We start from the raw sequence: 18,433 nt of genomic DNA, 5'->3' as shown, positions 1-18,433 counted from the left end.
ACTACTTCACCTTCCCATCACTCAGATCAGTAACCGGCGTATGCGGAGCATCCTTGGCCGGGCCAACACCAACCGTCATCGGCGCAGCCTCGGGGTGGTTCAGGTCGAAGGCCGGACGCTCGCTGCGGATGCGCGGGATCGACGTGAAGTTGTGCCGCGGCGGCGGGCACGACGTAGCCCACTCGAGCGACCCCCCATAGCCCCACGGGTCGTTGACCGTGACCTTGGGCGCCTTGCGCGCGGTGATCCACACGTTCAGCAGGAACGGAATCATCGAGACGGCGAGGATCATCGCACCGACGGTCGAGAGCTGGTTCTGCCACGTGAATCCATCAGCTTCCGCGTAGTCGGCGTAGCGGCGGACCATGCCCTCAACACCCAGCCAGTGCTGGACGAGGAAGGTCATGTGGAAGCCGATGAACAGCAACCAGAAGTGCACGTAGCCGAGGCGCTCGTTGAGCATCCTTCCGGTCCACTTCGGCCACCAGAAGTAGAAGCCGGCGAACATCGCGAACACGACGGTTCCGAAGATGACGTAGTGGAAGTGCGCGACGACGAAGTACGAGTCCGACAGGTGGAAGTCCAGCGGAGGCGACGCCAGGATGACGCCGGTGAGACCACCGAAGACGAAGGACACCAGGAAGCCGAGGGCGAAGGTCATTGGTGTCTCGAAGGTCACCGATCCTCGCCACATCGTTCCGATCCAGTTGAAGATCTTCACACCTGTTGGAACGGCGATCAGCATCGTCATGAGCGCGAAGAACGGCAGGAGGACACCGCCGGTGACATACATGTGGTGCGCCCACACGGCCACCGACAGGGCGGCGATCGAGATCGTCGCGTAGACCAGCGTCTTGTACCCGAACACCGGCTTGCGGCTGAACACCGCGAAGATCTCGGTGACAATGCCGAAGAACGGCAGCGCGATGATGTACACCTCGGGGTGACCGAAGAACCAGAACAGGTGCTGCCACAGCAGCACACCGCCGTTCTCCGGGTTGTAGATCTGGGCGCCGAGCACACGGTCTGCGGCGGCGGCGAGGATCGCGGCAGCCAGCACCGGGAAGGCCATCAGGATCAGGATGCTGGTGACCAGCGTGTTCCAGCTGAAGATCGGCATCCGCCACATCGTCATGCCGGGCGCACGCATCGTGATGACGGTGGTGATGAAGTTCACGGCACCGAGGATCGTGCCGAAACCGCTCATGCCGAGCCCGAGCATCCAGAGATTGCCGCCGACTCCTGGTGAGAAGGACGCGTTCGCGAGTGGTTGATACGCGAACCAACCGAACGCCGCGGCGCCCTGGGGAGTGAGGAAGCCCGAGATCGCGATGATCGAGCCGAACAGGAACAGCCAGAACGCGAAAGCGTTCAGACGCGGGAACGCGACGTCAGGGGCGCCGATCTGCAAGGGCAGGATCGCATTGGCAAAGCCCGCGAACAGCGGCGTCGCGAACATGAGAAGCATGATCGTGCCGTGCATCGTGAACAGCTGGTTGTACTGCTCCTTGGTCGGCAGCACCTGCATGCCCGGCTCGAACAGCTCGGCGCGGATGATGAGGGCCATCACACCGCCGAGCAGGAAGAACAGGAACGAGGCGATCAGGTACATGTACCCGATCGTCTTGTGGTCAGTGGAGGTGATCCACTTGACGATGATGTTGCCCTTTTGCTCGACGCGCGAGGACGACATCAGCGCCGCCTGGCGTGCGGGCAGAGTGCGCGGGCGCGAGCTTGTCGCATCCTGCAGTGGCAGTGTCGTAGCCATCACTCGTTCCCCTCATCGGACTGCTGAACCGAGGGATCCGTGGGATCGTTCGGCGTGTTCTGCAGGCGGTCGTACGCGTCGTTGATGTCGCCGGTCTGGCCCTTGGCCTCCAGGCTCGCGAGGTAGCTCTCGTACTCCTCGGCGCTCACGACCTTGACGGTGAAGAGCATCATCGAGTGGTACTCACCACACAGCTCGGCACAGCGACCGGCGTAGGTCCCTTCGCGGGTCGGGATGAAGGACATGAAGTTGTCCTTCCCGAGGTACATGTCCTTCTTGTAAAGGAAGTCGACGACCCAGAACGAGTGGATGACGTCTCGCGACTGCAGCTTGATCTTCACCGTTTCGTCAACGGGCAGGTACAGCGTGGGAAGCTGATCCTGGTCGATGTTGCCGTCCTTGTCGGGCTGGGCCTGAATGCCCATCGTCCAGACAGCGTCGGAGTTGTCTTCCTCTTCGCCGTCGTACTGGAAGTCCCAGGCCCACTGCTTGCCGATCGCGGTGATCGAGACATCCGGGTCGTCGTACTGATCCTCGATGATCGCCTGGTCACGTGCCGTGAAGGCGAAGAAGCCGAGGACGAGGATGAACGGCACGACCGTGTAGAAGATCTCGATCGGCATGTTGTACCGCAGCTGCACGGGCAGACCGGTCTGCCCCTTGCGGCGGCGGTAGGCGATCGCAGCCCACCCCATGAGGGTCCACGTGATGATGCCGACAACCAGCAGCACGATCCACGAGTTGACCCACAGTCCCGAGATCATCTCGGTGTGGTTGGTGACAGGAGCTCCGTCTTCAACGAAGCCGGGCAAGAACCCGTTCAGCTGCGTCGGCGTGCATCCTGCGAGCACCAGGGCCGCGGCGGCACCAACCGGAAGTAGAACCCAGCGGAGTCGGCGTTTGGATGGCACAGGCGCACCTTTCCACGTTGCGAAGTGTGACTTCGGCCAGTCTAGAGCAAGCTCACACCTGCTTGAGGCCAACCACTCAGCATCCGCACACTTTCGGGGTACTGAAGGTCAGCCTTCTCGCAGACTGAAGCTATGAGGGGTCAGTGGAAGCTGTCACCGCACGCGCAGCTGCCCTGCGCGTTGGGGTTGTCGATCGTGAAGCCCTGCTCCGAGATCGTGTCCTTGAAATCGATCGTCGCGCCGTCGAGGTAGGGAACGCTCATGTCGTCGACGATGACCTCGACACCCTCGAAGTCGACGGTCTTGTCGCCGTCGAGGTAACGCTCGTCGAAGTACAGCTGGTAGATCAGGCCGCTGCATCCGCCGGGCTGAACAGCCACGCGCAGACGCAGGTCGTCGCGACCCTCCTGGTCGAGCAGGTTCTTGACCTTGGCGGCCGCGGCATCCGTCAGTGCGACGCCGTGTTCGCGGGTGGTCTGGTCCGTGGTCAGTGCGGTGTCGGTCATGACTCTCCTTATCGGCTGAAGCCGTCGGGGTGGATGCTGAAATTCTACGCCCGCTGTCACCGGGGACGGCGGGAACGCGGCCAGGTCAGAGCGTGCGCGCGTCGAGCTTCTCCAACAGAAGCGCTTCCGAGATCAGCGCGTGCCGGAAGGTCTCGAGGTGCAGCGACTCGTTCGGGCTGTGTGCACGGGAGTGCGGATCCTCGACCCCGGTCACCAGGATCTGAGCACCCGGGAACTCGCGCACCAGGTCTGCAATGAACGGAATCGAGCCACCCACACCGATGTCGACAGGATCGACACCGTAGCCCTCGGTGAGCGCGTGGCGCACATCCTGCACCGCCCAGCCGGAGGTGTCGACGAGGAACGGGTTCCCAAGGTCGATGTCGAAGAACTCCAGCTGCGCCCCGAAGGGCGCGTGAGCGCGCAGATGGGCCTCCAGCGCAGCGTAGGCATCCTCGGCCGACTGCCCCGGAGCGACCCGTGCGCTGATGACGACCGTCACCTCGGGAGTCAGCGTGTTCGAGGCCGAGGCGACATCCGTGGCGTCGATGCCGATCACGGTCACGGAGGGCTTGTTCCAGATCCGTCCGATGATGGACCCGGTGCCGATCGGGCTCACGCCCTCGAGCAGACCCGTCTCGGAGCGCAACGTGCCCTCGCTGTACTCGGGGTCTCGGCCTCCCGCGAGCTCATGCCTTCGACCGCGACCGCGCCGTCTGCATCCCAGAGCGTTGCCAGGAGCGTGATGGTGGCGAGCATCGCATCGGGGACCGCTCCCCCGAACATTCCCGAGTGCGATGCGTGCTCGAGCGTGCGTACCCGCATCGAGAAGCGGGCGTTGCCGCGGAGCGAGACGGTGAGGCCCGGGGTCCGGTCGTCCCAGTTGCCAGAATCCGCGACGACGATGACATCCGAGCGGAGGGCGTCGGCGTTGTCGCTCAGGAACTGCGCGAACGAGCGCGAGCCGTACTCTTCTTCGCCCTCGATGAACAGGGCGAGTCCGAGGTCGAAATCGGGGCCCAGCGCCTCCACCATCGCGCGAATCGCACCGACATGAGCCATGATCCCGGCCTTGTCGTCGGCGGCACCACGGCCGTACAGACGCCCGTCTCGGACCGTCGGCTGGAACGGCGGTGTCTCCCACAGGGCCTCGTCACCGATGGGCTGAACATCGTGGTGTGCGTAGAGCAGGACCGTCGGGCGACCGTTTCGCGCCGCGCGTGTCGCGAGCACGGCAGGCTGCCCGAATTCCTCGGTCCCGGGGATCGCCGCACGCTTGATCGCAACGGAATCGAACACTCCGGTGCCCTCGACCAAAGCCGCGACAGCCTCCGCGCTGCGCACGAGCTGCTGCTGATCCATCGACGGCCACGCGATCGACGGAATCCGCACCAAATCGCCGAGATCGGACAACGCTCGGGGATGCCGAGCTCGGCGGCGTCGCGGACAGCATCGGAACGGGAGACGATATTGCTCATGCGGGTAATCTTAAGGACTACCCGTAACGCGACAGCGAGGATCATCGTGGCCAAGACCCCCGCCCCCGAGGCACCGAAGGACGCGTCGACGTCGACCGCCGGCAAGGGAAAGGCGACGCCGAGCCGCGCCGAGCAAGAGGCTGCGCGCAAGCGCCCGCTCGTTCCTGACACGAAGGAAGCGAAGGCACAACGCAAGGCCGAACTCGCATCCGCGCGAGAGCGCGCGCGCATCGGCATGGCCAACGGTGAGCAGAAGTACCTGCCCGCCCGCGATCAAGGACCGCAGCGCAAGTTCGTCCGCGACTTCGTCGACGCCGGATGGCACCTCGGCGAGGCAGTCATGCCGGCAATGGTGGTGGTGATCGTCGCGACCTTCATCCCGCTGAACTTCATCCAGTACTGGTCTTTCGTGGCGCTCTGGCTGTTCATCTTCTTCGTGATCGGCGACATGGTCATCACCTCGATCCGCGTCAAGCGCGCCGTGCGGGACAAGTTCGGCGAGACCAAGGTCGAGAAGGGTCTCGGCTGGTACGCGGCCATGCGCAGCGTGCAGATGCGCTTCATGCGCCTGCCGAAGGCTCAGGTTCGCCGGGGTCAGTACCCCGCCTGATCTGGCTTCGCGCGGCACAGGCTGGGCTGAACTCCGCTGCGCAGACTGGCCAGTCGTCCGCTGCGCGGGGGTGCCGGGTGCCGAGACATGCCCCCGGCCGCTGCGCGGCCTCCCGCCAGACCCGATGCCAGCTCGGCACCCGGCACCCCCGCTTCGCTCCTTGATCACCCTGTGCCGCGCCGCGCGCTAGCCGCTGCGCGGCCTCCCGCCAGACCCGATGCCAGCTCGGCACCCCGCACCAGCGCTCCGCTCCCCCGTCAGCTCAGTTCCGCACCACGCACCCCCGCTCCGCTCCCTGATCACCCGAGTGCCGCGCCAGGCTCCAAGAGCACGCCACGGGGCTAGTAGTCAGATGTAGACGCGGGGAATGAGCGGCGAGACGCGGACGATGATCTCCTCGCCGACGGTCCCGATCGCCTCGGCGAGCGTCGTGACGCTCGACTCGCCGCGCGTGCCCGGTCCGAAGACGGAGACCTCGTCGCCGACTGCGGCTCCGGGCCACGGGTCGATCAGCATCGATGCGGGGCCGATCTCGCGGACGGTGCGGGGACCGGCCGCGGTGCCCACAGACATCCGGCCGGCCAGCGTTGAGGGCAGGCCGTCGAGGTAGCCGTAGGCAACCTCGACGCCCGAGGCGCTGATGGCGCTCACGGGCGCGACGAGCGTCGCTGCCGGGGTGATGCCGGGAAGATCGGCGCCGCCCGTGGAACGGATGCCGTAGCTGAACGCTCCGAAGCGGACGAGGTCGAACCGGAACTCGGGTCGTGCGAAGGCCGCAGCACTCGCGGCCAGATGCCGAACCTGGGGCCGCAAGCCGGCCGCTTCGGCGATCTGGATCGCATCGAGGAACGCGGCGCGAGATCGGTCATCGTCCTCGTCGCTGGTTTCGGCGATGTGACTCCAGATTCCTGCAACGTGGATGTCGCCGCGCGCCTCGAGTTCGGCAGCCCGCGCAACGAACGCGGGCCACTCCTCCGGCCGGACGCCGTTGCGGTGCAGCCCGGTATCGATCTTGATGTGCACGCGCGCGGAACGGCCAGCCGAGACGGCGGCGATGTCCTCGAGGTAGGAGGCGTCTCCCACACCGAGTTCGATGTCGGCATCCAGCGCAACCGCGATCTCCGGCCGAGTGATCGTGACCCACGAAAAGACCCGCGCATCGGGCCCGGCCGCCTCGCGTGCCCGGACTCCCATCGGCACATCGAACGCACCGAACCAGCGCACACCGTGGGCAGCAGCTGCCGCCACGACGCGGTCCACGCCATGGCCGTACGCGTCGTTCTTGACGACCAGCATGTACTCCGCCGGCGCTATGCGCTCGCGCAGCACATCGATGTCGCTGAGAATCCGACCCAGATCCACAATCATCTGTGCGCTCATGCGATCACCTCCCGCGGGAGCCGAAGGCCCAGCGCACAGACCAGCTCGGCAGCCGTCAGCCCGGATGCTGCTTCCCACGTGGCCAGCGCCGGGCCCGCCGGGCCCTCGCCACCGAAGTAGATCACCTCGTCACTGCGCGCGACGTCAGCGTCACCGATGTCGACGACGCAGACATCCATCGCGACGCGGCCAACGATGGGGTACAGGGCGCCGCGAATCTCGACGGACACCTGGTTGCCGAGCGCACGGGCCACGCCCTGGCCGAACCCGCCCGAGACCAGAGCGATTCGCGTGTCCTGGTGCGCGATGTGCGTGTAGTTGTACGAGACGCCCTCACCGGCGCGCAGAGCCTTGACCGACAGCACCGAGCCGATGAGGCTCATCACCGGCCGCACCGGCTGCGAGCCCGCGACGGCCCCGGTCGAGGCGCGAGGCAGACCGAACAGGAGCACCGGGTCCACCGTCGGCGGGTCCGGCACAGCGGCCATCCCGGCGGCGGATGCCACCTCGGTGCCCTCCGGGTCCAGACACGCTGCGCGCACCCCGGACTCGACGAGCACGTCGGCCACGAGCGACACCCCGTGACCGTACGCATCCCGCCTGAGGTCTGCGACGGCATCCGCTCCCCCGGCCTCGAGCGCCCGGCTGACGCCCTCGACGAGGGCCGAGCGACTCAGCCGAACACGAGGCCCGGTCGGACTGATCAAAAGCCCATGGCCTTCTGGTACCGCGGACGATGCCCCGTGCGGACACCGAGCACGCTCGGCTTGTTCTCGTAGACGCCCGTAGCCCAGTTGCCTTCGATGAGGACGGGACCGTCGGGAGTGACCGCGATGTCCCAGCCGACGTACTTGACCTGGGGAACATGCCGAGCGACCTTGTCGACGAACGCGACGACCTCGTCGAACATCGGGAGCTGGAACTGCGCGATCGGGTACCCGGAATCGGGATGGAGCTTGTGGACGTGCCCGTGCGAGTCGTAGCCGTCGCCGAGCGACGCACCCGTCTCGGGGTCGAGCATCGTGTAGAAGCCTCCGAAGTCCATCTGGTCGGCGACCTGCCCGCGACCGAACTTCTGGGCGATCGCCAAGATGTGGGTCTTCTCGCCGTCGAAGAAGGCTGCAACGCGGGTCGAGTTGACCGTGCCGGCGCACACAGCAGCGACATCCGGATGCTGAACGATGTTCTCTTCGATCAGCAGTTCACCGCGCTCGTGCAGCTGCGCGTGGAAGTCTGCCCAGTCCTCGATCTCGGTCGAGTAGTACCGGTTGATGGCCGCACCGGAACGGCCGGCCTGCTTCTTGGTGATGAGCACGGGGTGCGCCTCGCCGAAGGCCCGCAGCTCGTCGACGTTGTCGTCGGTGACCATCATCCAGTCCCGACCGAGGTGCTCGGAGAAGACGCGATCGAACTCCCACTTGTCGTAGAAGATCCCGCGGTATTCCGGATCGTCGAACGTGTAGGAGTACTTGTTCGAATGCGGGTGGGTCATCATCGTGCGCCGCTCGCGCCGGTTCAGGATCGCGAAGTCGTAGTCGACGTAATCCTGAAAGCCGACCTGGTGGAACGTCGCCTGCCAGAACATGTCCACGACCACCGCCGGTGTCCACTTGTGGAACTGCGCAGACACCTCACGCGCGCGCTCGATGACCGAGGGCAGGTCGATGACCTTCAACCGGGCCACCATGTATCCGAACCGCGAACCAAGGCCTCGTGATGCCATCGCTCTTTCCTTCCGAGGGTGTCGCCCTCACACGTCGGCCGGCACCCCCGGGGCGCCGGCCGACGTGTGATCAGCGAATGTCAGGCGCCGACCAGCTCGTTCTCGACCACGCGCTGGTGGCGAGTGCGACGGTCCGTGGAGCGACCGAGGTCGTCGGTGATGATGACACGCTGCAGCCACCGGTCAGTGCCGTCGTACCGGGGCTCGAAGGGCGTGCGCGCGTGCATGACCCGACGGTTGTCGAACAGGAGGATGTCGCCCGCGCCGAGGGTCACGTAGATGCCCTCTTTGTCGGCACCGTCGTGGAAAGCCTTCAGTGCAGCGGCGGCTTCGTCGTCACCGGCGACGGCGGCGGCGCAGTCCATGTCGATACGCACGAAACGCTTGCCGTTCTCGCCGTAGAGCGCTGCCCCCTGCACGCCATCCTCGGGGCGACCGGTGCCCCCGGAAGCCTTGTCGATGCCGTGCATGAACCGCGGCTCGCGCAAGACCTTCTCGTCCTCGGCAGTGAGGTCGATACGGTCAACCGGCGCGAGTGCGGTCTGCACGCGTTCGTCGCCCCGGACGCAGAAGAGACCGACGAACTGCGGGTGGGCGTCGTCGAAGGCATCCTCCGAGTGCCAGTCGAGCAGGCTGCGACTTCCCGTTCCGACGGCGTCGTACTCGTGCCCGGGAATCGGCGTCACGTTCTGGATCAGGGCGCCGCGGTGCTGGCGCGCAAACGAGAAGACCTCTCCGGCGACCGAGGCAAACGCCAGCAATGCGGCCTCCGTGACCGGGTCGCGATCCTTGCCCTCGAATGCCACCGGATCGCGCGGGCTCTCACCCATGTCGTCCTGGTCGACCGTGAGTCCGTGGAAGAGCACTCCCCCATCGGGAACCTCGGCGCGCGCGAACTGCCGGATGATCTCGGCAGTCTCGGGGTCGGCGGCTTCGAAGGCCGCCTTCGCCTCGGCGAGCAGTTTTTCAAACGCGGCGTCATCGGCGTAGATCCCGCGACGGCCGCGGGCGACATCGATGAAAATCGCAGCGACTTCGGGCTTGATGTGACGTTCGATCACAGAGATTCCTTCCCATGGCGCGATGACCGCGCAGAAGCACTCGACGACGCGAATGCCGGTGTTGTGCTGTCGGGAGTATAGCCGAGGAGGTCCCCCGGATCCCGGATGAAGTTAGGGCTTCCTAAGTCTTCGCCGCCGGGTTCGTCATGACCGGTCACGTGTTGACGAGACCGCGATTGATCTGCCGCGCCCAGAGCGGACCCCGGTAGAGAAACCCGGTGTATCCCTGCACGAGCGTCGCACCCGCGTCCACCCGCTCACGCACGTCGGCGGCAGTTTCCACACCGCCCGCGGAAATGACACAGAAGTCGTCGGGGACGAGCGAGCGAACGAGGCGGAGGACCTCCAGGGCTCGCGGAGCAAGCGGCTTGCCCGAAAGCCCGCCCGCGCCTGCTGCGGCAATCACCGAGGGGTCGGTGACCAGTCCGAGACCGTCGCGTGCAATCGTCGTGTTCGTCGCGACGATGCCCTGGAGGCCGAGGTCGAGAGCCAGCGCCGTGACCTCGCGGATGTCATCGTCTGCGAGGTCGGGCGCGATTTTCACGAGCAACGGGGTGTCCTCTGCGGCGTCCTTGACGGCCGTCAGCAGGGGCCGGAGTGCGTCGACGGCCTGGAGGCTACGCAAGCCCGGCGTGTTCGGCGACGAGACGTTGACGACCAGGTAGTCGGCGACCGGCGCGAGCAGGCGTGTGCTCGTGACGTAATCGACGACGGCGTTCTCGACATCCACGATGCGGCTCTTGCCGATGTTGACGCCCAGAACGGTGCGGCGGTGCCGACGACGAGCCCGCTCAAGCCGAGCCGCCGCGGCATACGATCCGCGATTGTTGAATCCCATGCGATTGATGACGGCGCGGTCGGGGATCAGCCGAAATAGACGCGGTTTGGGGTTTCCGGTCTGGGGGATCGCGGTCAACGTCCCGACTTCGACGTGACCGAAGCCCAGCGCATGCAGGCCGTCGACGCCCACGGCATCCTTGTCGAACCCCGCGGCCACGCCGAACGGCGCGTCGAAGGTGAGCCCCATCGTGTGCACCCTCAGCGACGGGTCAGGTCGCGTGAGGGCTCGAGCCACCCACGACAGCGGCGGGATGCCGAGCAGCCGGATGACGAGCATCGCCGCATGGTGCGCTGTCTCCGGGTCCATCTTCGAGAGGAACGTGCGAAACAGCCACGGGTACATGCTTACTCCTCGGGATCGGATGCCGGGCGATGGTGATCCGCGCGCAACTGTGCGATCGCCGATTCAAAATCCTCCAACGTATCGAACGCCTGGTACACGCTCGCGAACCGGAGATAAGCAATTTCGTCGAGTTCGCGGAGCGGACCGAGGATCGCCAGGCCAATCTCATTGGTGTCGATCTGTGACGATCCGGTCTGCCGGACCGCCTCTTCGACCGTCTGCGCCAGCACCGCGAGGTCGCCCTCGGTCACCGGGCGCCCCTGACAGGCCTTCCGCACACCCGACATGACCTTCTCGCGACTGAACGGTTCGATCACCCCCGAACGCTTGATGACGTTGAGGCTGGCCGTTTCGATCGTCGAGAATCGTCCGCCGCACTCGGGGCATTGCCGGCGTCGACGGATGCTGAGACCGTCGTCGCTGGTGCGGGAGTCGATCACGCGCGAGTCGGAGTGACGGCAGAACGGGCAGTGCATGGCAGCCCCAGACTACGCGGTGAATCGCGCGCGAACGGCTTCGCCGTGCGCGGGAAGCACTTCTGCTGTGGCAAGGGCCACGATCGCGTCAGCAACCTCCGCCAGGGCATCCCGGTCGTACTCGATGACCTGCTGCGGCCGCAGGAAGGTCGACGCCGACAGACCGGCGGCGTAGCGCGCCTGTCCGCCGGTAGGAAGCACGTGGTTGCTCCCCGCGAGATAGTCACCGAGACTCACCGGCGAGTGCGGACCGACGAAGAGGGCACCGGCGTGCACGAATTTGTGTGGCATCGGGTCAGCGAGGTGGAGTTCGAGGTGTTCAGGTGCGTAGGCGTTGGAGAAGTCCACGGCGGCATCGAGGTCGTCGACGAGCACGATGGCGGACTGCGGGCCGGTCAGCGAAACGGCGATGCGCTGTGCGTGCAGGGTCTGGGCGGCCATCACCGTGACCTCGGCCTGCACGGCATCCGCCAGCGCCGACGACGACGTCACGAGAACGGCTGAGGCCTGCTCGTCGTGCTCGGCCTGGCTGATGAGGTCGGCAGCAACCAGCCGCGGGTCCGCGGTGTCATCGGCGACGATGAGGATCTCGGTGGCGCCGGCCTCGGAATCCGTCCCGACGCGCCCGGCGACCGCGCGCTTGGCCGCTGCCACGAAGTTGTTACCCGGCCCGGTGACCACGTCGACCGGGTCAAGCCCGAGACTGGCCGCCCCGTACGCGAACGCGCCGACCGCGCCGGCCCCGCCCATCGCATAGACCTCGGTGACGCCGAGGAGCTTGGCGGCAGCGAGGATCACGGGGTGGACGCGACCTCCCTCGGCGCGCTGCGGCGGGGAGGCGAGAGCGATCTGCTCGACACCGGCTGCCTGAGCGGGAACGACGTTCATGACGACGCTGGAGGGGTAGACGGCCTTGCCGCCGGGGACGTAGACACCGACGCGACGGACGGGCTGCCACCGCTGGTGCACGAGCGCACCGGGCGCCAGCGTCGTCGTGGTCGGCGGCGGAACCTGCACAGCTGAAGCCGCGCGCACGCGATCGATCGCGCGCTCGAGAGCCTCACGAACCGCCGGGTCCAGCTGATCGAGGGCGTCATCGAGGTGTTCCGCGGGAACGCGGATGTCGTGGCCGGCAACCCCGTCGAACTGTTCGGCCTGCTCGCGCAGCGCCTCCTCGCCGCGCGTGGCGACGTCGTCGACGAGGCGTGCAGCAGTGGCAAGAGCCTCAGAACGGGCAGCCGTCGCGCGAGGAACGGCGGCGAGAAGCTCTGCGGGCGTCAGGCTTTGCCCGCGCAGATCGAGGGTGCGAAGCATCCATCTACGCTATCGCTCGCGCGGGCCCTGGGTTATCCCAGGCATTGCGGGCCGAGCAGCCCCTTGAGCTCCCCATACAGGTCGGCGGTGACGCTCACCTGATGCGGTACCTCGAACACCTTCGCGACCCCGCCCTTGTGCAGCCGCAGCGTTACTTCGGTATCACCGCTGTGACGGCGCAGGCAGTCGGCGAGATCACCGATGACAGCCTCGGTGGCCCGCTGTTCGGGCATGACGAGCACGAGCGGTCCCGAATCATCGACGGAACCGAGGTCGGGTGAGAAAGCCGCCTGCGCGTGCAGGTTCATGCCGTCGTCGCGTCGGGACACGCGCCCCCGCACCACCAGGATCGAGTCAGCCTGCAGCATCGACTGGAACTCGGTGTAGGTCTTGCCCATGAACATGACAGTGATCTCGCCGTCGAAGTCCTCGACCGTGATCATGCCGTAGGGGTTGCCGCTGGACTTGGCAACCCGATGCTGCACGCTTGTCACCAGGCCCGCGATGGTCACCTGATCGCCGTCGGTCAAGACTTCCGAGCCCAACAGATCGTGGATGTTGATCGAGGCGTGCTTCGCAAGCGGCACCTCGAGTCCCGCGAGCGGATGATCCGAGACGTAGAGCCCCAGCATCTCGCGTTCGAAGGCCAGCTTGTCTTTCTTGGTCCACTCCGGACGCTCGGGAACCTTGTTGACCTGCTGGGGTTCGTCCTCTCCCCACAGCGAATCGAAGTCGAACCCGACCTCGCCGTTGGCCTCGCGACGCTTGTCGAGGACAGCCTGCTCGGTGGCATCCTCGTGGATCTCCAGAAGCGCCCGCCGTGTCGCGCCCAGCGTGTCGAAAGCACCGGCTTTGATCAGCGACTCCACGGTCCGCTTGTTCGCGACCGAGACCGGCACGCGACCGAGGAAGTCGTGGAACGAGGCGAAGGGCTCGTCGACGCGCGCCTGCACGATCGCTTCCACGACGTTCGCGCCGACGTTGCGCACGGCGCCGAGGCCGAAACGGATGTCGTCCCCGACGGCCGCGAAGTAGCGGATCGACTCGTTCACGTCCGGCGGGAGCACCCGGATGCCCATCCGCCGGCACTCGTTGAGGTAGACGGCCATCTTGTCTTTCGAGTCGCCGACGCTCGTGAGCAGCGCCGCCATGTACTCCGCGGGGTAGTGGGCCTTCAGATACGCCGTCCAGTACGAGACGAGCCCGTAGGCGGCCGTGTGCGCCTTGTTGAAGGCGTAGTCCGCGAAGGACTCGAGCACCTTCCACAGCGTCTGCTGCGCGGCATCCGAGAACCCGCGCTCGGTCATGCCGCCGAAGAAGATCTCTTTCTGCTTGTCGAGCTCGGACTTCTTCTTCTTACCCATCGCGCGGCGCAGCAGATCCGCCTGACCGAGCGTGTAGCCGGCCACGCGCTGGGCGACGGCCATCACCTGCTCCTGATAGACGATGAGGCCGTACGTGGTGTCGAGGATGTCGGCCAGGGGCTCTTCGAGCTCCTTGTGGATCGGCTCGATCTCCTGCTGCGCGTTCTTGCGGAGGGCGTAGTTGATGTGCGAGTTCACGCCCATCGGACCGGGCCGGTACAGGGCGAGCACCGCCGAGATGTCTTCGAAGTTGTCGGGCTTCATCAGCCGCAGAAGCGAGCGCATGGGCCCGCCGTCGAGCTGGAAGACACCGAGCGTGTCGCCGCGGGCGAGCAACTCGTAGGACGCACGATCGTCGAGCGCGAGATCCTCGAGGATGAGCGGTTCGCCCCGGTTCGCCTCGATGTTGTCGAGGGCATCGTTGATGATCGTGAGGTTTCGAAGCCCCAGGAAGTCCATCTTGATGAGGCCAAGCGACTCGCACGAGGGATAGTCGAACTGCGTGACGATCTGGCCGTCCTGCTCGCGGCGCATGATCGGGATGATGTCGATGAGCGGTTCGCTCGACATGATCACGCCAGCCGCGTGCACACCCCACTGGCGCTTGAGGTTCTCAAGGCCGACCGCAGTGTCGAAGACCGTCTTGGCTTCCTGGTCGGTCTCGATGAGCGTGCGGAACTCCCCGGCCTCTTTGTAGCGGGGGTGATCCTTGTTGAACATGTCGGTCAGCGGCACGTCCTTGCCCATCACCGCGGGCGGCATGGCCTTCGTCAGGCGCTCGCCCATGCTGAACGGGAATCCGAGCACGCGACCGGCATCCTTGAGCGCCTGCTTGGCCTTGATGGTGCCGTACGTCACGATCTGAGCGACCCGGTCGTCGCCGTACTTCTCGGTGACGTACTGGATCACTTCGCCGCGGCGGCGGTCGTCGAAGTCGACATCGAAGTCGGGCATCGACACCCGGTCGGGGTTGAGGAATCGCTCGAAGATGAGCCCGTGCTGCAGCGGGTCGAGATCCGTGATCCGCATCGCGTACGCCGCCATGGACCCGGCGCCGGACCCGCGGCCCGGGCCGACACGGATGCCGTTGCGCTTTGCCCAGTTGATGAAGTCGGCGACGACGAGGAAGTAGCCCGGGAACCCCATCTGCACGATGACGCCGACCTCGTACTCGGCCTGCTTGCGGACCTCGTCCGGAATCCCGGCCGGGTAGCGCTCCTCGAGCCCCGCCTCGACTTCCTTGACGAACCAGCTCTCCTCGGTCTCCCCGTCGGGAACGGGAAAACGCGGCATGTAGTTCGCGCTGGTGTTGAACTCGACCTCGCAGCGCTCGGCGATCAAGAGCGTGTTGTCGCACGCCTCGGGATGCTGCCGGAAGATCTGGCGCATCTCTGCGGGCGTGCGGATGTAGTACCCATCGCCGTCGAACTTGAACCTCTTCGGGTCATCGAGCGTGGATCCGGATTGCACGCAGAGCAGCGCCGCGTGACTGTTCGCGTCGTGCTGGTGCGTGTAGTGGGAATCGTTCGTCGCGAGCAACGGGATGTTGAGGTCTTTGGCGATGCTCAGCAGATCGGTCATGACCCGGCGTTCGATGTCGAGCCCGTGATCCATGATCTCGGCGAAGTAGTTCTCTTTGCCGAAGATGTCCTGAAACTCCGCCGCCGCGGCGCGTGCCGCGTCGTACTGGCCCAGGCGCAACCGCGTCTGAACCTCACCCGACGGGCATCCCGTCGTCGCGATGAGACCCGTCGAGTACTTCTCCAGCAGCTCGCGGTCCATGCGCGGCTTGAAGTAGTAGCCCTCCATCGATGCCTTCGAGGAAAGTCGGAAGAGGTTGTGCATCCCGGTCGTCGTCTCCGACAGCAGAGTCATGTGCGTATAAGCACCCGCACCCGAGACATCGTCGTCGCTCTGTTCAGGCGACCCCCAGCGCACACGCGACTTCTCGGACCGGTGCGTACCGGGCGTCACATAGGCCTCGATGCCGATGATCGGCTTGATGCCGACATCCTTCGCGGCCTTGTAGAACTCGAACGCCGCGAACGTATTGCCGTGGTCGGTGACAGCGATGGCCGGCGAGCCTTGCGAGGCTGCTTCTTGCACCATCGCCCCGATTCGCGCTGCCCCGTCGAGCATCGAATACTCGCTGTGCACGTGCAGGTGGACGAAGGAGTCGGACGCCATGCCGAGAGTCTACGTTTGGGCTCCGACGCCGATCGACCCGGCCCGCCGGGGCTGCCGCGATGCCTCCTGTTCAGCGGCCGATACGGTTGCCGTGTGCCCACTCCCGACTTCATCCTCGAGCTGCGCCGCTTCGTCGGCACGCGCCCTCTCCCCCTCGTCGGCGTCACCGCTGTCATCGTCCGTGACGGTGAGGTCCTGCTGGGTCGACGCTCCGACAACCACGCGCTGACCCCGATCACCGGCATCGTCGATCCGGGAGAAGAACCGGCCGATGCGGCGGTCCGCGAGGCTGCCGAGGAGGCCGGTGTCGTCATCCGCGCCGATCGCCTGGCATGGGTGCATCAGATCCCGAGAATCACGTACGCCAACGGCGATCAGAGCGACTATCTCGATCTGACCTTCCGCTGCACCTGGCTCTCGGGCGCGCCGGTTCCCGTCGACGGCGAGATGACCGAGGTCGGCTGGTACCGGCTCGACTCCCTCAACGACGTGGATGCCGAGATGCGGGCGCGCATCGCGGCTGCCGTGCCCGAGTACGGTGAGGCCCGGTTCCGCAGCGGCGGCAGCGCCGAGCAGAGCCCCTCCGCCTGATTAAGTCCGGCTCGACGGCCACCACAGCACCGGGGCCCACGCCGACAATGGCCGGGTGGCCCTGCACCGACCCACCGCTGCCCTCGCGGTCTTCTGGATCGTCGGCGGAGTATTGGGTGCCATCGTCGCGTTCCTGCTCTACCTGGAGTACATCGGGCAGCTCACGGGGGCCGATGCGATCATCTCGTGCCAGTGGGGCGTGCTGGTCACCTGCGGCCCGAACCTGCTCTCCCCCGGCGGGAACCTCCTCGGGTTCAGCAATTCGATCGCCGGCATGGTGTTGTTCCTCGGACCGGTCTATGCCGGCGTCAGTGCACTGGCCTCGCCATCCGGACTTCGTCGCTGGTACTGGCGGACCTACGGCATCTTCGTGGCCGGTGCGTTCGTGCTCGTGCACTACTTCGCGTTCGAGAGCATCTTCGTCTACGGGTCGCTGTGCCCCTGGTGCATGACAATCTGGCTCGTCACGATCCCCCTGTTCTGGTTCACGACGGGTTGGATGCTCCGCGACGGCGTCTGGAGCACCGCCGCGCCCGCGCGACGAGTGGGAAGCGTGATCTTCTCGTGGGCGCTGCTGGCGACGGTCCTCGACTACGCCCTGATCGCCGTCACAGCGCAGCTGCGGCTGGATCTGCTCGCGAGCCTCTAGGGCGCCTCAGGAGCCAGACGATCTGATGGCACCGGCCATCGCCGCCGCGAGCATCACGAGCATCGGCGAGGTCACTCGAGTTCCTCACCACGGATGATCGCCAGGGCGTGAGCCAGATCCGGCGCATACGGCGATTCGAAGGAGACCCACTCCCCCGTGCTCGGGTGTGTGAAGGCGAGCCGGTGCGCATGCAACCACTGGCGCGTCAAGCCCAGACGCTGCGACATCGTGGGGTCGGCACCGTACAGCGGGTCGCCGACGCACGGATGCCGGTGGGCAGCCATGTGGACCCGGATCTGATGCGTCCGTCCCGTCTCGAGATGAATCTCCAGCAGCGACGCCCCCCGAAACGCCTCGATGGTCTCATAGTGGGTGACCGACGGTTTGCCGTCGGGGGTGACCGCGAACTTCCACGAGTGCGACGGATGCCGACCGATCGGCGCGTCGATCGTTCCGGCGAGGGGGTCCGGATGCCCCTGGACGAGGGCGTGGTAGATCTTCTCCACCGTGCGGTCCTTGAACGCCGCCTTCAGGACGCCGTAGGCGTGCTCCGACTTGGCCACGACCATCAGACCGCTCGTCCCGACATCCAGGCGATGGACCACGCCCTGACGTTCGGGGCACCGCTCGTGGCGATCTGAAACCCCGCAGCGGCCAAGGCACCCAGAACAGTCGGGCCTTCCCAGCCCACGGACGGATGGGCGGCAACGCCCGACGGCTTGTCGACGACCACGATGTCGTCGTCGTCGTACACGATGCCAAAGCCCGGCACGACGGCCGGTACGACCTCGGGTTCACGGCGATCGGTCCAGACGACCTCGAGAACCGTTCCCGCCGTCAACCGGTCGGACTTGCCCAGGGGCCTGCCCTCTTCGCTGACCCCGCCGTCCTCGGCCACCTCGGCGGCGAAGGTGCGGGAGAACCCCAGCATCTTGGCTACACCGGCATCGACCCGGGCCCCGTCGAGGCCGTCCGGAACCGGCAGCATCCGCGCCGGCATGTCAGCGTCCGTCTCGAACGCGCTGGAGGTCAGACAACAGCGGGTTGCGGCGGCTCACGAGTCGCGGTGGCGGGATTCCTCGTCAGCGATCCGGTCCGCCTCCCGGGCAACGGCCTCCTGCTCGGCCTCCGTCAGCGGCGGCAGCCCGATCTCGCTGCGCGGCACGCCCGCGTAGGGGTCTGCGACAGGAAACTCGGAGTCGAAACCGCCGGCGACACCGCCGCCGGGAGGG

The 18,433-nt window shown here is 66.2% G+C and carries 16 protein-coding genes and 1 pseudogene; 3 read left to right on the top strand and 14 right to left on the bottom strand.

Annotated features, from left to right (window positions below; translation table 11 throughout):
* Position 1: 1 nt before the first annotated feature.
* The 5 genes from ctaD to IT882_RS17300 form a co-directional block, all read right to left on the bottom strand.
* Entirely contained in the window at positions 2-1,768 is a 1,767-nt protein-coding gene (gene ctaD, locus IT882_RS06340; protein ID WP_195693629.1) for a cytochrome c oxidase subunit I, read from the bottom strand.
* Positions 1,768-2,679 (bottom strand): cytochrome c oxidase subunit II, encoded by a 912-nt coding sequence (gene coxB, locus IT882_RS06335; protein ID WP_195693628.1) that lies wholly within the window; start codon positions 2,677-2,679, stop codon positions 1,768-1,770. The genes ctaD and coxB overlap by 1 nt, the downstream gene beginning before the upstream one ends.
* A 140-nt stretch (positions 2,680-2,819) precedes the next feature.
* Complete coding sequence (erpA, locus tag IT882_RS06330; protein ID WP_195693627.1) at positions 2,820-3,185, bottom strand: iron-sulfur cluster insertion protein ErpA; 366 nt, start codon at positions 3,183-3,185, stop codon at positions 2,820-2,822.
* Between the two features lie 85 nt (positions 3,186-3,270).
* Positions 3,271-3,804 (bottom strand): peptidase dimerization domain-containing protein, encoded by a 534-nt coding sequence (locus IT882_RS17305; RefSeq protein ID WP_418887774.1) that lies wholly within the window; start codon positions 3,802-3,804, stop codon positions 3,271-3,273.
* The gene (locus IT882_RS17300; protein ID WP_418887784.1) at positions 3,801-4,577 is read right to left on the bottom strand and encodes a M20/M25/M40 family metallo-hydrolase; all 777 of its coding nucleotides are present in this window, start codon (positions 4,575-4,577) and stop codon (positions 3,801-3,803) included. Before IT882_RS17300 ends, IT882_RS17305 begins: the two co-directional genes overlap by 4 nt.
* A 132-nt stretch (positions 4,578-4,709) precedes the next feature.
* Between IT882_RS17300 and IT882_RS06320 the strand changes: the two genes are divergently transcribed.
* The gene (locus IT882_RS06320) at positions 4,710-5,273 is read left to right on the top strand and encodes a DUF3043 domain-containing protein (RefSeq protein ID WP_195693626.1); all 564 of its coding nucleotides are present in this window, start codon (positions 4,710-4,712) and stop codon (positions 5,271-5,273) included.
* A 348-nt stretch (positions 5,274-5,621) separates the two neighbouring features.
* On the opposite strand, the gene IT882_RS06315 is transcribed toward IT882_RS06320, so the two are convergent.
* From IT882_RS06315 to dnaE, 8 genes are all read right to left on the bottom strand, one after another.
* Entirely contained in the window at positions 5,622-6,653 is a 1,032-nt protein-coding gene (locus IT882_RS06315) for an alanine racemase (protein ID WP_195693625.1), read from the bottom strand.
* Positions 6,650-7,360 carry an alanine racemase C-terminal domain-containing protein gene (locus IT882_RS06310; RefSeq protein ID WP_229382343.1) on the bottom strand — a complete coding sequence of 237 codons (711 nt, stop codon included), beginning with the start codon at positions 7,358-7,360 and terminating at the stop codon, positions 6,650-6,652. The genes IT882_RS06315 and IT882_RS06310 overlap by 4 nt, the downstream gene beginning before the upstream one ends.
* Complete coding sequence (locus IT882_RS06305) at positions 7,357-8,376, bottom strand: sugar-transfer associated ATP-grasp domain-containing protein (protein WP_195693624.1); 1,020 nt, start codon at positions 8,374-8,376, stop codon at positions 7,357-7,359. Before IT882_RS06305 ends, IT882_RS06310 begins: the two co-directional genes overlap by 4 nt.
* 80 nt (positions 8,377-8,456) lie before the next feature.
* The gene (locus IT882_RS06300) at positions 8,457-9,437 is read right to left on the bottom strand and encodes a TauD/TfdA family dioxygenase (RefSeq protein ID WP_195693623.1); all 981 of its coding nucleotides are present in this window, start codon (positions 9,435-9,437) and stop codon (positions 8,457-8,459) included.
* A 154-nt stretch (positions 9,438-9,591) separates the two neighbouring features.
* Positions 9,592-10,620, bottom strand: coding sequence for a quinone-dependent dihydroorotate dehydrogenase (locus tag IT882_RS06295; RefSeq protein ID WP_195693622.1), 1,029 nt, complete (start codon positions 10,618-10,620; stop codon positions 9,592-9,594).
* A gap of 2 nt (positions 10,621-10,622) precedes the next feature.
* Complete coding sequence (gene nrdR / locus IT882_RS06290; RefSeq protein WP_195693621.1) at positions 10,623-11,096, bottom strand: transcriptional regulator NrdR; 474 nt, start codon at positions 11,094-11,096, stop codon at positions 10,623-10,625.
* A 12-nt stretch (positions 11,097-11,108) separates the two neighbouring features.
* Positions 11,109-12,410 (bottom strand): histidinol dehydrogenase, encoded by a 1,302-nt coding sequence (hisD, locus tag IT882_RS06285; RefSeq protein ID WP_195693620.1) that lies wholly within the window; start codon positions 12,408-12,410, stop codon positions 11,109-11,111.
* Positions 12,411-12,442: 32 nt separating this feature from the next.
* Positions 12,443-15,961 (bottom strand): DNA polymerase III subunit alpha, encoded by a 3,519-nt coding sequence (gene dnaE, locus IT882_RS06280; protein ID WP_195693619.1) that lies wholly within the window; start codon positions 15,959-15,961, stop codon positions 12,443-12,445.
* A gap of 93 nt (positions 15,962-16,054) precedes the next feature.
* Between dnaE and IT882_RS06275 the strand changes: the two genes are divergently transcribed.
* Complete coding sequence (locus IT882_RS06275; RefSeq protein WP_195693618.1) at positions 16,055-16,552, top strand: NUDIX hydrolase; 498 nt, start codon at positions 16,055-16,057, stop codon at positions 16,550-16,552.
* Between the two features lie 55 nt (positions 16,553-16,607).
* Entirely contained in the window at positions 16,608-17,201 is a 594-nt protein-coding gene (locus IT882_RS06270; RefSeq protein ID WP_195693617.1) for a vitamin K epoxide reductase family protein, read from the top strand.
* 71 nt (positions 17,202-17,272) lie between these two features.
* Here the strand turns inward: IT882_RS06270 and IT882_RS06265 are convergent.
* Positions 17,273-18,201: pseudogene (locus IT882_RS06265) on the bottom strand (RluA family pseudouridine synthase).
* Positions 18,202-18,433: the final 232 nt, after the last annotated feature.

Origin of the sequence: Microbacterium schleiferi (assembly GCF_015565955.1) — a bacterium.
In the GTDB taxonomy this organism is placed as follows: domain Bacteria; phylum Actinomycetota; class Actinomycetes; order Actinomycetales; family Microbacteriaceae; genus Microbacterium; species Microbacterium schleiferi_A.
The sequence above is the reverse complement of the archived record's forward strand: the minus strand, read 5'-3'. Positions and strand labels throughout refer to the sequence as shown.